This is a genomic window from Janthinobacterium sp. BCJ23 (assembly GCF_059617945.1).
Window position 1 is genome coordinate 187,317 of record NZ_JCAQAW010000009.1, and the last position, 13,349, is coordinate 200,665.

12 protein-coding genes are annotated in these 13,349 nt (G+C 65.9%); 1 reads left to right on the forward strand and 11 read right to left on the reverse strand.

The window, feature by feature from the left end; all coding sequences use genetic code 11:
- Positions 1-10 precede the first annotated feature (10 nt).
- Both ribH and ribBA read right to left on the reverse strand, forming a co-directional pair.
- Positions 11-493 (reverse strand): 6,7-dimethyl-8-ribityllumazine synthase, encoded by a 483-nt coding sequence (gene ribH, locus AC54AG_RS23920; protein WP_034759563.1) that lies wholly within the window; start codon positions 491-493, stop codon positions 11-13.
- A gap of 173 nt (positions 494-666) precedes the next feature.
- Complete coding sequence (gene ribBA, locus AC54AG_RS23925) at positions 667-1,788, reverse strand: bifunctional 3,4-dihydroxy-2-butanone-4-phosphate synthase/GTP cyclohydrolase II (RefSeq protein WP_034759133.1); 1,122 nt, start codon at positions 1,786-1,788, stop codon at positions 667-669.
- Positions 1,789-2,237: 449 nt separating this feature from the next.
- Here ribBA and AC54AG_RS23930 point away from each other — a divergent pair, with 449 nt between their 5' ends.
- Complete coding sequence (locus AC54AG_RS23930; protein WP_034759136.1) at positions 2,238-2,663, forward strand: OsmC family protein; 426 nt, start codon at positions 2,238-2,240, stop codon at positions 2,661-2,663.
- On the opposite strand, the gene AC54AG_RS23935 is transcribed toward AC54AG_RS23930, so the two are convergent.
- The 9 genes from AC54AG_RS23935 to pilV all read right to left on the reverse strand — a co-directional run bounded on the left by AC54AG_RS23935 (position 2,660) and on the right by pilV (position 13,186).
- Positions 2,660-4,072 (reverse strand): hypothetical protein, encoded by a 1,413-nt coding sequence (locus tag AC54AG_RS23935; protein ID WP_496631741.1) that lies wholly within the window; start codon positions 4,070-4,072, stop codon positions 2,660-2,662. The two genes, AC54AG_RS23930 and AC54AG_RS23935, sit on opposite strands and share 4 nt — an antisense overlap.
- A gap of 99 nt (positions 4,073-4,171) precedes the next feature.
- Positions 4,172-4,807: a riboflavin synthase gene (locus tag AC54AG_RS23940; protein ID WP_034786589.1), complete on the reverse strand. Its 636-nt coding sequence runs from the start codon at positions 4,805-4,807 to the stop codon at positions 4,172-4,174.
- A gap of 27 nt (positions 4,808-4,834) precedes the next feature.
- A complete protein-coding gene (gene ribD, locus AC54AG_RS23945) occupies positions 4,835-5,935 on the reverse strand; it encodes a bifunctional diaminohydroxyphosphoribosylaminopyrimidine deaminase/5-amino-6-(5-phosphoribosylamino)uracil reductase RibD (protein WP_496631742.1) in 1,101 nt (366 codons plus the stop codon).
- Positions 5,936-5,974: 39 nt separating this feature from the next.
- A complete protein-coding gene (locus tag AC54AG_RS23950) occupies positions 5,975-6,505 on the reverse strand; it encodes a GspH/FimT family protein (RefSeq protein ID WP_496631743.1) in 531 nt (176 codons plus the stop codon).
- Between the two features lie 66 nt (positions 6,506-6,571).
- Positions 6,572-7,072, reverse strand: a complete 501-nt coding sequence (locus AC54AG_RS23955; protein ID WP_496631744.1) for a type IV pilin protein — start codon at positions 7,070-7,072, stop codon at positions 6,572-6,574.
- Between the two features lie 59 nt (positions 7,073-7,131).
- Positions 7,132-10,965 carry a pilus assembly protein gene (locus tag AC54AG_RS23960; RefSeq protein ID WP_496631745.1) on the reverse strand — a complete coding sequence of 1,278 codons (3,834 nt, stop codon included), beginning with the start codon at positions 10,963-10,965 and terminating at the stop codon, positions 7,132-7,134.
- Entirely contained in the window at positions 10,962-11,546 is a 585-nt protein-coding gene (locus AC54AG_RS23965; RefSeq protein WP_139248460.1) for a pilus assembly PilX family protein, read from the reverse strand. The genes AC54AG_RS23960 and AC54AG_RS23965 overlap by 4 nt, the downstream gene beginning before the upstream one ends.
- An 84-nt stretch (positions 11,547-11,630) precedes the next feature.
- On the reverse strand, positions 11,631-12,599 hold the full coding sequence (locus AC54AG_RS23970) for a PilW family protein (protein ID WP_072456336.1): 969 nt from the start codon (positions 12,597-12,599) through the stop codon (positions 11,631-11,633).
- Positions 12,596-13,186, reverse strand: a complete 591-nt coding sequence (gene pilV / locus AC54AG_RS23975; protein ID WP_496631746.1) for a type IV pilus modification protein PilV — start codon at positions 13,184-13,186, stop codon at positions 12,596-12,598. Before pilV ends, AC54AG_RS23970 begins: the two co-directional genes overlap by 4 nt.
- Positions 13,187-13,349: the final 163 nt, after the last annotated feature.

Consider the following 13,349-nt stretch of genomic DNA (forward strand, 5'->3'; position numbering starts at 1 on the left):
GCAAGCACGATTAATCCTCGTCTGTGTCTTGCAACTCTTCCAGCGCTTGCGCCAGATTGGCCATTTCCACTGCCACGCGTGCCGCTTCGGCTCCCTTGACCAGCATGCGCACTTCCGCCTGCTCGTCGTTTTCGGTCGTCAACACTGCGTTGGCGATCGGGATGCCGTAATCGAGACCGACGCGCGTGATGCCCGCGCCCGATTCGTTCGATACCAGCTCGAAGTGGTAGGTTTCACCGCGAATCACGGCGCCCAGTGCGATCAGGGCGTCGAATTGCTCGGTTTCTGCCATTTTTTGCAGAATCAGTGGGATTTCCAGGGCGCCCGGCACGGTCACGTGCAGGATATCTTCATCGGCCACGCCCAGCTTGCTCAACTCTTCCAGGCATGCCGACAGCAAGCCACCACCGACGATTTCATTGAATCGTGCCTGGACGATACCGACGCGCAAACCTTCGCCGGCAAAATTGGTTTCATATGCTCCTACTGTCATCATAAGCCTCTTTAATCTGGTGGTTCAGGGCGACACACACATGCCGCCATCGTTTACTCTCACATTGACGCCTGACAAAATCGTAGCGAGCGGCAGCGAGTTGTGGTCGAGAAGCGCAACTGTACGAAGGTACAGTGAGCATCGCAGGCCGCAAATCGCGACGCGCAGTAGATTTAGTTAGGCGTCTGGCCAGGATGGCACTGAAAACCTGTTACTTCCAGGTCGAAACCGACCATCGACGGCATCTTGCGGGGACTGGCCAGCAATTGCATCTTGCTCACGCCCAGGTCGCGCAGGATTTGCGCGCCGATGCCATAGCTGCGCAAGTCCATGCTGGCCGCGCGGCCTTTCGGCTTGGCTTGCGGCGTATCCAGGGCGGCGAACTGGGCAAACAGCTCGCTCGACGTCTCGCCGCAGTTCAGCAAGACCATCACGCCACGCTCAGCCTGCTTGATGGCGGCCATCGAGGCGGCCACCGTCCACGAGTGGGTGGTCGCTTCGCTTTCCAGCACATCCAGCAGGGAAACGGGCTGGTGTACGCGCACCAGCGCTTCCAGGCCGGGAGCCAGGTCGCCATGCACGAGGGCCAGATGGGCCGACGCGCTGGGCTTGTCGCGGAAGGCGATCAAACGGAATTCGCCGTGCGCCGTGTGCAGGGTGCGCTCGGCAACGCGTTCGACCAACGATTCTGTCTGACTGCGGTAATGGATCAGGTCGGCAATCGTGCCGATTTTCAGGCCATGTTGCTCGGCAAACACCAGCAAGTCCGGCAGGCGCGCCATGGTGCCGTCGTCCTTCATGATTTCGCAAATCACGGATGCGGGCGTCAAGCCGGCCATGGCCGTCAGGTCGCAACCGGCTTCCGTATGGCCTGCGCGCATCAGCACGCCGCCCTTTTGCGCTTTCAGCGGGAAGATATGGCCGGGCTGGACGATATCGCTGGGCTGCGTGCCCTTGGCCACGGCCACCTGGATGGTCTTGGCGCGGTCGGCGGCGGAAATACCCGTCGTCACGCCTTCGGCCGCTTCGATGGAAACAGTAAAGTTGGTACCGTAGGCGGTGCCGTTGCGCGAGGTCATCATCGACAGGTTCAGCTCGTCGCAACGCTCTTCCGTCAGGGTCAGGCAAACCAGGCCACGCGCATGCGTGATCATGAAATTGATGGCTTCAGGCGTCACGAAATCGGCGGCAAGCACCAGATCGCCTTCATTTTCCCGGTCTTCTTCATCGACCAGTATCACCATGCGGCCGGCGCGCAATTCAGCGACGATCTCTTCGGTGCTGGATATAGACATTGTTCATCCTCTTATGACGCCTGCCAAAACCTGCTGCGCGTCGGTATAGGCGGCCTGCGATGCTCACCGTACCTTCGTACGGTTGCGCTTCTCGGCCACCTCTCCCTTCCGCTCGCGACGGTTTTGCCAGGCGTTGTTAATGTAACTAAAAACTGAACCTAAACCTGAAACATCAAGCGAGAATATTCCGCGAATTTCCGGGAATTTTCTTATAACCTGCTATTTTAAAGGATTTAGCGCTTGCAGACCTGAAATAAGACAGTCCAGCAACACCAATAGGCAGGCCGCCTCCCTGCCTGCCTGCCCCACAAAGCGCCGATTCCCCGATCCGGCGCACACGGCGGCGGCAAAGCGCGCGCCGCCGGCCTTGCAAAGAGCATAAGATCAGCCAGTCACCGCCACGGCGCTGATACCCCACTCGCAGCGACACCCCACACAGGAGCGGCAATATGAAAACCAACGGATCGGCAATCTGGTCAGGCGGCATCAAGGATGGCAAGGGCGCCATCAGCACGCGTAGCGGCGCCTTGCAGGAATATCCCTATGGCTTTGCCAGCCGCTTCGAAGGCAAGCCCGGCACGAATCCCGAGGAATTGATCGGCGCCGCCCACGCGGGCTGTTTCACCATGGCCCTGTCGCTGATCCTCGGCGAAGCGGGCCTGACGGCGGAAAAGATGGAGACGACGGCCGAAGTGACCCTCGACAAGGTGGACGACGGCTTCGCCATCACGGCCGTCCACCTGATCCTCAAAGCGAAGATACCGGGCGCCGACCAGGCCAAATTCGAGGAATTGACGGGCAAGGCTAAGGCCGGCTGCCCCGTATCGAAGCTGCTGAAAGCCAACATCACCCTGGACGCCACCCTGCTGCCCTAGATTTTAGGCACGGGCTTGACAGGTTCCACGGCAGCGACGGGCGCCACCAGCGGCAGGCGCGAGTCGCTGGCCGGCACTGGCCGGTTCATCAAGCCGGGATTCAGGGCTGCATTGTTCAGGTTATAGGCGGCAATGGCCGCCGCCACGGATGGGTCTTGCGATGAGGGCAAGGGCACGGCCTGGCCCGCTGCTTGCGCGGCTTGCTGCTGCGCCTGGGCATTTTGCTGGGCCAGCTGGGCCTGGGCCGTCGCCTCCAGTCCTGCTTGCGCCTGTAACTGGGTATTGCGCGCCTGGGTCTGCGCACGCGCGGCCTCTGCCTGCGCACGCAGCTGGGCATCGCTGTCGGCCAGCTGTGCCGAGGTCAGCCGTGCACGCTCCATCGCATCGGCTGCCGCCTGTGCCTGCTCTTCGCGCTGCGTCTGTTGCAATTGATCCTGGCGCAATGCGTCCAGGCGCGCGTCTTCCTGCCGCAGGGCCTGGCGTTCGGCGTCCAGGCGCTGCGTGTCGATATCCTGGGCGTCAAAACGCTGCTGGCCGGCCTTCTGCGCCTGCTGCAGATCCTGGCCGGCTGTCGCCGGTGGCGGCCGCAGTTCCTGCAAGTCCAGGTTCAGCTCTTCCGCTTCCAGTTGCTGCTGCAGTTCCAGCTGCCGCTGTGCGATGGCAGCCGTTTGCGGCGGCGCCACGTCGACGGCCTGCGGCTGCGTGGCTTGCGACGCCTGCACGGCGCCGGACGGCAATGTTTCGCCCGTTAAATCCGCTTCGACATTGGCCTCCAGCGGCGCGCCCTGCTGCCGGGCCAGCACGGCGCCCACCTGCGCCAGCACGTCCGTTCCCTGTTGCAAGGCGTCGAGGGTGGCATTGCTGTCGGCCGCATAGGCGGCTTGCAACGTTGGCGCATCGACATCTTCATTGCGCAAGTCGATGCCGATACGGGCCAGCTGCGCTTGCGTGAGCAAGCTGCCGTCCTGCTCCAGCGCGGCAGCCGCATCCGTCGTGCCGTCGCGCGACAATAAATCGTAGCGCTGCGCCAGGCTGCCCGGCGTGTCGCCGGCCGTCGCCAGTTGGCTGGCGTCGATGCCGCTCGTTTGCAGCTGGGCGAACGATTCCGTCAACTGCCGCGCCAGCGCCAGCAAGTCGTCATTGACATTGACGGGAGTATTTGCCGCCCTGGCCTCTTCCGTGGCGCCTTGCAAGGCCAGCAGTTGCCGGCGCGACAAGGCCACGCCGGACAGGAACTGGCCCAGCGGGGAGATGTCGACCTGGGTCGAGGACTGGATGGCAAGGGCCGCTGCCGCGCTGGACGGCGGCACGGGCAGCGCAGGTGCCAGCGGCGCCAGCGGTACCGTCTCGCCCACGCGGGACGTGGCCGGGATGGTGTTGGGCACGGTTGCGCGCGAAATCGGGTCCATGGCTAGCCTCCACTGCGGAAAGCTTCATAGTATGCGCGTCTGAAAGAAAAGCAACACACGCTTGGCAAGGCCGCTGGTGTGCTGCTTCAAGCTGTGGTGTTAAGCGGCAGCCTTGTCCAAGGACAGCATGCGCTCGACATAGCGGGCGATCAAATCGATTTCCAGGTTGACCTTGCCATCGACCGTCAAGTGTTTCAAGGTCGTCATGGCGATCGTGTGCGGGATCAGGTTGATCGAGAAACGGCAGCCGTTGACGGCGCCCGCGCCCAGGTCTTCCACGCGGTTGACGGTCAGCGACACACCATTGACGACGACGGAACCCTTGAAGGCTAGGTATTTCGCCAGCTCGTGCGGTGCTTCGATCACCAGTTCCCACGATTCGCCCACAGCTTCGAACTTGCGCACGATGCCCAGGCCGTCAACGTGGCCGGACACCAGGTGGCCGCCCAGGCGTTCGGCCAGGGTCAGGGCTTTTTCCAGGTTCACTTCCGTGGTGGTATCGAGGCCCACGGTGCAATTGAGGCTTTCGCGCGAGACATCGACGGCGAAACCCGTGTCCGATTTTTCCACCACCGTCATGCAGGCGCCATTGATGGCGATGGAATCGCCCAGGGCCACGTCCGCCAGCGGCAAGCCGCCCGCGTGGATGTTCAGGCGCACGCCTGCATCGAGGCCGCCGTCGAGTGGCTGCACGGTTTCAATCTTGCCGATGGCGGCAACAATTCCTGTAAACATGAACTAACCCTATAAAGTATAAAAGTATTAATTGCGCTGGGCGAACCTTGCAAGGATACGCACATCTTCGCCCACTTGCTGAACCTGGTGAAATTGCAAAGTGCGCTGCTGCTTGATATCTGTCAATGCGGGCAAGTCAAACATGCCTTGCGCATCGCCCAGCAAGGTGGGCGCCAGGTAGACCAGCAACTCGTCGACGCAGCCTTCGCGGATCAGTGAACCATTCAGCTTAGCGCCGGCCTCGACGTGGACTTCATTGATTTGCCGCCGTCCCAGTTCCAGCATCAGCGCGGGCAGGTCGACCTTGCCGTCCCCGTTCGGCAGCAGGATGACTTCCGCACCGAGCGCCTGCAGCTGCGCTTCCTTTTCCGGGTTGGCGACGGCCGCCACGATCCACGTGCCGCCACCTTGCAGGATGCGCGCGTCGAGGCTGATGTCGAGCCGGCTGTCGACGACGATGCGGCGCGGCTGGCGCGGCGTCTCCACGGCGCGCACGTTCAGTTGCGGGTCGTCCGCCTTGACCGTGCCGATGCCCGTCAGGATGGCGCAGGCGCGCGCGCGCCACGCGTGGCCGTCGGCGCGCGCCAGCGGCCCCGTGATCCACTGGCTTTGCCCATTGTGCAAGGCCGTCATGCCGTCCAGGCTGGCCGCCGTTTTCATGCGCACCCACGGCTTGCCACGCTGCATGCGCGAAAAGAAGCCGATATTCATTTCATAGGCTTCGTCGGCCAGCACATCCGTGGTGACGGCGATGCCGGCCGCTTGCAGCTTGGCCAGCCCCTGCCCCGCCACCAGCGGGTTCGGGTCCGTCATGGCGGCCACGACGCGGCCCAGCCCCGCGCGCACGAGCGCATCGGAGCATGGCGGCGTGCGGCCATGGTGGTTGCACGGCTCCAGGGTGACATAGGCGGTGGCGCCGCGCACGTCGTTGCCGCGCGCCGCCGCATTGGCCAGCGCTTGCACCTCGGCATGATCCTGGCCGGCCGCCTGCGTCACACCAGCGCCGATCACCTGGCCATCCCTGACGATCACGCAGCCGATGCGGGGATTGGGCGAGGTCGTGTACAGACCGCGCGCCGCCCATTCCAGCGCCAGGCGCATGCCATCGATATCGTTGAGTATTTCCACGGGCTACTTTGCTTGAAGGTGAGTAATTGGTCAATCTTGCTACGAACTGTCGGCCACGCCGCTGCAATTGACCGCCTGCTGCTGCGGATCGCACACGCGCACCCTGCCCAGCATATTGATTTTAATATGGCGCACCTGCTTTCCCAAAGCCAGGGACAAGGTACCCCAGCGCGCCGCCAGGCTATTGGTCGCGCTGCAACTGCGTCCTGCGCCATTGTAGGCGATATAAAACGGCGCCGTGGCCGACGAGAACACGAACTGGGCCGTGATGCCCTCCGGCAGCGGCCCCTGGCGGAACAGCAATTCATCATCGCCATCGAACGCCAGGCTGGCATTGCGGTCGATGAAGATCAGCCAGCCCGTGCGCCAATCCGTGCCACCGGGCCCGGCCGGCATCAGCAGCACGCGCTGCCCGCGCGCCATCGCCTGCGCCCGCGTCAATTCGATGGCAGAGAACAAGTCCGTGGCCGCCGCGCGCACTTGCTGGCGCGCCAGCACCTGCTGCAAGCTGGGCATGGCGGCGGCCGCCAGCAGTGCGGCAATCGCCAGCACGGCCAGCAATTCGAGCATGGTGTGCCCGAGGGTACGCCAGAATGTGTGCCTGCTCCGCGGTGGCCGCTTGCGCGTGGTCATGGCTTAGGGCCAGCAATGGCTGGCCGGGCCGCTGCTGCCGCGCTGGCCCGTGCTGCTCAAGGACAGGATACCGCAATCGGCATCCTGGAACTGCGCATCAACCTTGGACGTGCCCGGCATGGCACGCAGCAGCACGCATTGCCCGATCGCCAGGCCGGGACAGGCCAGCGCTTCGATTTCATATGCGCTGCCGGCGGCACCTTCTTCGCCCGACCACCACGGGAATTGCTGCGCCTGCGAAGCCGGCGACGCCGAGGAAAATGCCAGATAGTGATTGTTCTGCGAGTAATAGCGCTCCTGCTGTTGCATCAGCCGCAGCAGGGCCGCCTGCCCCTGCACCCGCTTGGCACGCACGACGTGACCGTGATAAGCGGGCACGGCCAGCGCCAGCAGCAGGCTCATGATCGCCAGCGCGGACAGCAGTTCGATCAGGCTGAAGCCCAAGGCGGCAGACGGGGCGCCACCGTTTGCTGCGGCCCGGTTCCGGCTTGCCAGCGCTCCCATGCGACCTCCCTTCTTCCCAAAAAAGCGCCAGCCGATACGCAGCACCCGCCTTGCCGAGCCTATTTTTTCTTGGCCGCCTCGTGCAATTCGCGCCAGTTCGCCACTTCGCGCCAGCTCAGGCGCCGGGCCGGCAGCGGCGCGCTGACAACCTTGAGCACCGCCCCGCTGGCCGCACCGGGCAAGCCAGGTTGCAGCACGGCCAGTTCCTTGCGCCCCTCGGCCCGCCCTGCCGCCGTCGCGGCACCCACCGTGCTGTTCAATTCCAACGCCAGCGGCGGCGCGCGCGCCAGGCCATCGAACAAGCGCCCCGTCTGCGCGCCCGCCTGCACGACCCCGGCGCCATCGGCGGCAAAACCGCTCAGCACGTCGAGCACGTACAGGCGGGTGACTGGCGTGGCGCAAGGATCGCGCCCGGGCAGGACGGTATTGAACATCACCTTGCCAGCGGCCAGCACGGGACCGCTGATGCTGCGTTCGCCCGTCTGCGCGGTATCGAGAAAATCGAGGTACCAGCCGCGCATCGCGTCGCTGCCTGTGTAGCGCAGTTCGGCGCCGTCCACGCGCACGCCGCCCGCCGTCTCGCCCAGGCTGCGCTGTTCCAGGTCGGACCGGCTGCGCGTTGGGGACGACTCGCGCACATCGTCGTGCACGGCGTAAAACGACTGCGACAGAAAGGCGGCGGGCCAGGTATCGGCCGCTTCGACCAACTTGCCCGTGCCGAACAGCAGCAGATAGCCGCCACCGGGCGCGTAGGCCACGTTCAGTTGCTGCGTCACGGGCTGGCGCCGGCCCAGCGCATCGCGCGCGACAAAGACGAGCTTGCGCCCCTGCCCATCCTTCGACGGCGGCCCGCCAGTCAAGTCGAAGCGCCAGATATTGCCCTGCAAATCGCCCGCATACAGGAAAGCCAGCGCGCCGTCGCCGCCCGGCACCACGGCGGGCGGGCCCAGCGCGTGGGGGGCGGAATCGGCGTCCGCATCGCCGCCACCGCTGGCCACCGGCACCTTGAGGCGGAAGTAATTACTTCCCAACGTCCATGGTGTGCCGGGCGCCTTGTCCAGCGCCAGCAGGAAGATGGCGGCGGCCGACGCGGGCGCCGTCGTGTCCTTGCCATCGTTGACATGGTTGTTGTAGCCGCTGGCGACGACGGCAAAGTCGCGGTAGGCAGGCGCGCCCTCCTTGCCGCCCATGTTGATGCGGGCGAAGGCGGGCGGCGCACGCACGTTGCCCATCAGCCTGTCGTCGCGGTCCGTGAATTCCCACAGCGCCCCGTCTTGCGCGAAGCGGGCCGGGTCGGTGATGTCGAGCGCAAACACGCCTTGCGTCCCGCCGCCCATGCCTGACACCAGCACCGTCTTCCAATGTCCCAGCGCCAGCACTTCCGCCGTGGCCGCGGCACCATCGAGCAGCGGGCCCGGGCTGTAGTGAGTGCTCGCAGCGGCGACAGCAAGGTGCAGCAGCGCCTGCGGCATATAGGCAAACACTTCGCTGCCCGTGCGCGCATCGTAGCCATGCAGCAAGCCATCGTTGGCGCCCACGTACAGCATTTTTCGCCGCTGCAGCAGCGCCTTGCGGTGCACGCCATAGCCAGCCCCCGGCATACCCAGCCCCGGCGCGCCCACGTACAGCAGATTGCCATGCGGCGCGGCACCCAGGCTGCCTGAGCGGCGCCGCAGGAAGCCGCCCGGCTGGCCCACCTCGTGCGTGCGCTGGCCCAGCAGATACACTAGGCGCTCCTCGCCCTGGCCATCGCCGCCGTCGAATGCGCCGCGCTGCTCCGTATCGAGCCCCTTCCAGGACAACGGCATCAAGGTGCCCTTGGCGTCGAGCGTATAGACGGGACGCAAGGCCGCCGGCGCTCCATCCGGCACGGGCTTATCCAATCCGCCAGCGCGCCACCATGACTTGCCGGGAAGCAGTGCGCCATCGGCCCCCACGGCAAACGCGGTGCGTGACACAGTCATGCCGCCATCGGCCAGGCGCAGCTGCGTCTGGAACCAGTATGCCTCTTCCGTACCGCTGGCCAGCGCCATCAGGGACGGCCCGGCGAGCGTCGCTGGCAAGGTAGCCTTGTCGGCGGCCGCAAAGGCTGCGCGCAGTCCCGCGATCAGGGCGGCCGGATCGCTGCCGGGCAAATAATGGGCGGGCCAGCGTCCGTCCAGGCTCCACTCGTCCAGCGCGTTGCCCGTCTCGCTCTTGAACGGGTTGGCGTCGCCGTTCGCATCGAGAAAGCCGCCATATTTGGCTGCCAGCAGCAAGGGCGTAGAAGCGGGAGTGGCGGCAGGCTCGCCCTGGCGCAAGTCGCCCGCGTAGTGCTCGACCTTGGCAACACCGTCGTTCTTGCCACCGGGACGCAAGGCCTGCACGTGCGACCAGTAAGCCAAGCCAGCCGCATGGTAGCTGGCACCGCCCGCCCCGTCGGCCAGCAATTCCAGTGCCGCCAGGTCGGGCCGTGGCGCCGGATTACCCTGCGCGCCGCCACTTTCCAGGCTGCCCACCGCATGCGTCCACACCATCGCATCGAACGGCGGCGGCGCGAATCCATCGGCAGCACGTGCGCGGTCGCCGTTCGATGCGGGAGCCACAGGGACATTTCCGGGCACGTAACGGTCACCAGCCATGCCAGCATCGCCGAGGCTGACGACGATGTGGCGCTGGCAACTGGCCGTTTGCGGGTCGCTCCATGGCGTCACGACCGGCAAGCCATCGTCGATGGCAGGCGGGGCCGTGGCGGGCGGCACCACAGGGCTCGCCTGCCGTCCCTGCAGGTAGCGCAGCGATTCGTACAGCAATTCAGCCAGCGGCGCCGCCTTCGCGTACACACCGGGATGCCCGGCATTGCCGCGGCCCAAGCCATTGATGTAAGCGGTCACCCCGCCGCCAGGGCCCGCAGCTTGAGACGTAGATTGAGTCGCATACACGCCGTTGGCGGGATTCCACTCGGCGTCGGCATTGTCTTGCGGCATAAAATCGGGCGCCGCCCAGCGCTGCCTGCCCACGTGGGCCAGTGGCGCGCGCAGCACGCCGCCATACACGGGGCCGGCGCTGGCGGGCTGGCCGTTCAAGTGGCCGAACACGCCTACGCGCACCCTGCCGCCATGGCGCTGCACGGCGCCCACCGGCTTGTAGTTCTTGCCATATGCGAGGCACAAGTCGTCGCGCAACGGCCCCTCTTCCGTGTCGCAAACGCGCACGCGCGCGAGGAACACGCCGTGCGAGGCCGTAGCGCCGGGCGCGTCGCAACTGCTGCCCGAGGGCAAGCTGGCGTCGCCGAACAGCAAGCGGTTGCGGCAAGAAACGATGGCCAGTTGCGCCAGCGCAAACGGTGTCGCGGCCGCCACGCCGGTCTGCAGGACCTTGCGCGGGAAAAAGACAGGGTGGGCAAAGAAGTCGATGGGCTTGTCCGCATCGGGCAGGAAGGCGCGCTGCAGCACCGTCTTGCGCACTTCGTCGATGACGCGGTCGCCGCCCGTCAGCGCATAGCGGACGATGTCGAGCATGCTGGCACTGGCCCAGTTGAGAAAATTGCCGCTGAAACTGTCACCGCCGCAGCCGTGCAAGGCATCGGCCGGTTTCAGCACGGAAAAGTAAGCGGTCGCTACGCGCAAGTCCGGCAGCATGACGCCATCCTTGCTGCGGTACGGATAGCTGTAGCACATGCGCGCATGGAAGTACCCTGCGTACTCGCGCTGCGGCGCATAGTCGCCGCCATGCGCGGCAGCGGCGGCCGCATGCGTGAGGGACAGGTTGATCAGCAGATTCGGCGGCACCCTGGCGCCATGCAAACCCGCGTCGGCCCGCGCCAGCACCACCGGGAGCGGAGCAGCGATGGCGCCGCCGCAAGCCAGGACAATCCAGCCGAACAGCAGCCAGGCAAACGTCAAAGCCCTCATGGCCCCGCTCCCGCCGCCTGCTTGCGGTAATAACTTTGCAGCACGACTTGCGTGCTTTCCTGCGCGCCAAAACCGATAGCCGTGATGCGGTACACATAGCTTTCCACGGCCATACCGCCGGCCGCTGCCGCAGCCTGCGCGCCGGGCGGATGAAACGGCAGCAGTTCGATCAGATAGCGGGGCCGGCGCGACGGCAGAAAACCCTGCCCCGTCTGCATGGCGGCGCCCGTAAACTGGCCGTATGGCACCGTGCGGCTGCCAGCTTCGGCGCCATCGAGGTCCGTGCTCAGCCACAGCGCCGGTGCGTCCGGGGCGGCGGGCAGGCACAGGCCCAGTGCGCCGCCCTCGCCGCAGCCGTCCGCGAACCCTGCCGCACTACCTGGCGCGAAGAGGCTGCTGCGTCCCGGCGCGCCAGGCAAGCCTTCGATATCGTTCTGCGCATCCACCAATGCCTCCTCCGCCGCCTGAAACGCGATCTGCCGGTCGCGCTCGCCGCGTGCCGCCTTTTCGCCCTGCAAGGCCATCTGCGCCGCCGATATGCCCAGCAACAAGATGATCACCAGCAGGCACAGCACATACACGAGGGTCGCGCCACCGTGGCGTACGCAAGATGTACACCAAGGTTCGCACCGGCGAACGCGCCTGCCAGCCATCGCGCCGCCCGCCTAGGCCGGCCCGTTGCGCAGCATGATGCTCGTCTGCACCAGCTGCCGCAGCCGCGAGCGCGTCGCGGCGGGCAAGGATGTGCGCGCAATGCGCACGCCCGTGTCGCCGGCCGCGTGCGCCTCGGCATACACCTTGCCGAACAGGTCGAACTGCGCCGGCCCCAGTTCCGCCATCTTGTCCGCCTGGCCCGCCTCGCCATGCAGCAACAGCGCCACGCGCACGCTGGCCACGCGCTTCCAGTGCGTGCGCCGGTACAGATCGCGCTGGCGCGCGGCCGCATCCGCGCCCTCCAGTACCAATGCCGCATCGTAGGCGTCGAGCGCGCTGGCGTTGACATAGCGGTTCGCCACGCCATCGGGCGGCGTATCCGTGTCGAGACCATACAGCACCTGAAAACCGTCGACGCCGCGAATGATGGCGTCCGCGCCCCAACCGTTCGCACCACGGTATTTGCAGCGCAGCTCGCCATCGCCATCGGCGCCTTGCGCTACATAGAAAATGCTCCAGCCCCGCTGCGCCTGCGTTTGCGCGGCGCCCACGCCGAAGCCCGCGCAATTGAGCACGGAACCGTCGCCACCCTCTTCCTTGCCGGCGCCGTAATAGCGCAAAGCCAGCACGTCGCTGCCATGCAGGGCGCCGGACAGCGCGCCGCTGATGCCCTCGCTGTTCTTGCCCAGGCTGCGCGCGTCGAGCCCGGCCACATTGGCGCTGTCGTAATCGGCATGGGCGACGGGCGCGGCGCTGCTGTCCCAGTTTACGTACGCCGTCTGGCGCACGGCGCGGGCGATGGTGTCGAGTGCATAGCGGCCGTTATCGTCCAAGCGCGCGCTGGCGGACTGGTCGCCATAACTGCCGCTGGCGGCCAGCAGCACACTACTGGCGGCCAGCATCAGCAGCGCGCCCAGCGACAGGGCCACCAGCAATTCGACGAGGCTCATGCCGCGATGCCGATACAGGACCTCGTTCATGCGCCGCCTCCGCCCAGCTGGAATGCCAGCCTGGGCAGCGATTCGCCTGCCGCATTCACGGCGGACGAGCCATCGGACAGGCGGGCGCGCCAGCCCAGCTTGATGACGATGGGCGCGCCCTTGCCGCCGCTGCACGCCCACTGCAAGCCTTGGGCGGCGGCATCCCACGCGGACGTGTCGCGGCAGATATGCAGGCGCGCGCCGGGCAAGGCCGCATGCAGCCGCTGCTTCCATTCGGCGATATCGAATTGCGCCAGTTCGGCCGCGCTGCAGACAGTGGCGCCGAAGCAGTCAGGCGCACCGCCGCCCGCTTCAGCGTCGTCCGCCGCCGCGTAGGCCACGTTCAGGTAGGGATTGCCAGCATCGGGGCCATTCATGAGCACGCTGTTCGCGCGCATGCGTTCGGCTATGCCGGCAGCCAGTTGCACGCCCGCCGACAATAGCCCCGACTCATGACGCGCGCGCAGCGAGTGCAGTTGCAGGATGCTGGCGCCCAGCAGACCCAGCGCCAACAGCAGCAGCGACACCAGCACCTCGACGAGGCTGCTGCCCCCCACAGGAAACATAGTGCGACCGCTATTGCGCATGCGCTACTCCCTTCCGCAGAAAGAGTCGCAGGAACAGGCGGCCCAGCTACAAGATAGGCGTGCGCAAAAAACCGGGTCTGCGCTGGCGCAAACAGCACGGCGATAAGTCGAGAAGAACAGCGTTGGGATTGATCAGACCGCTTGCCAGGCAAACCTTGGCGTG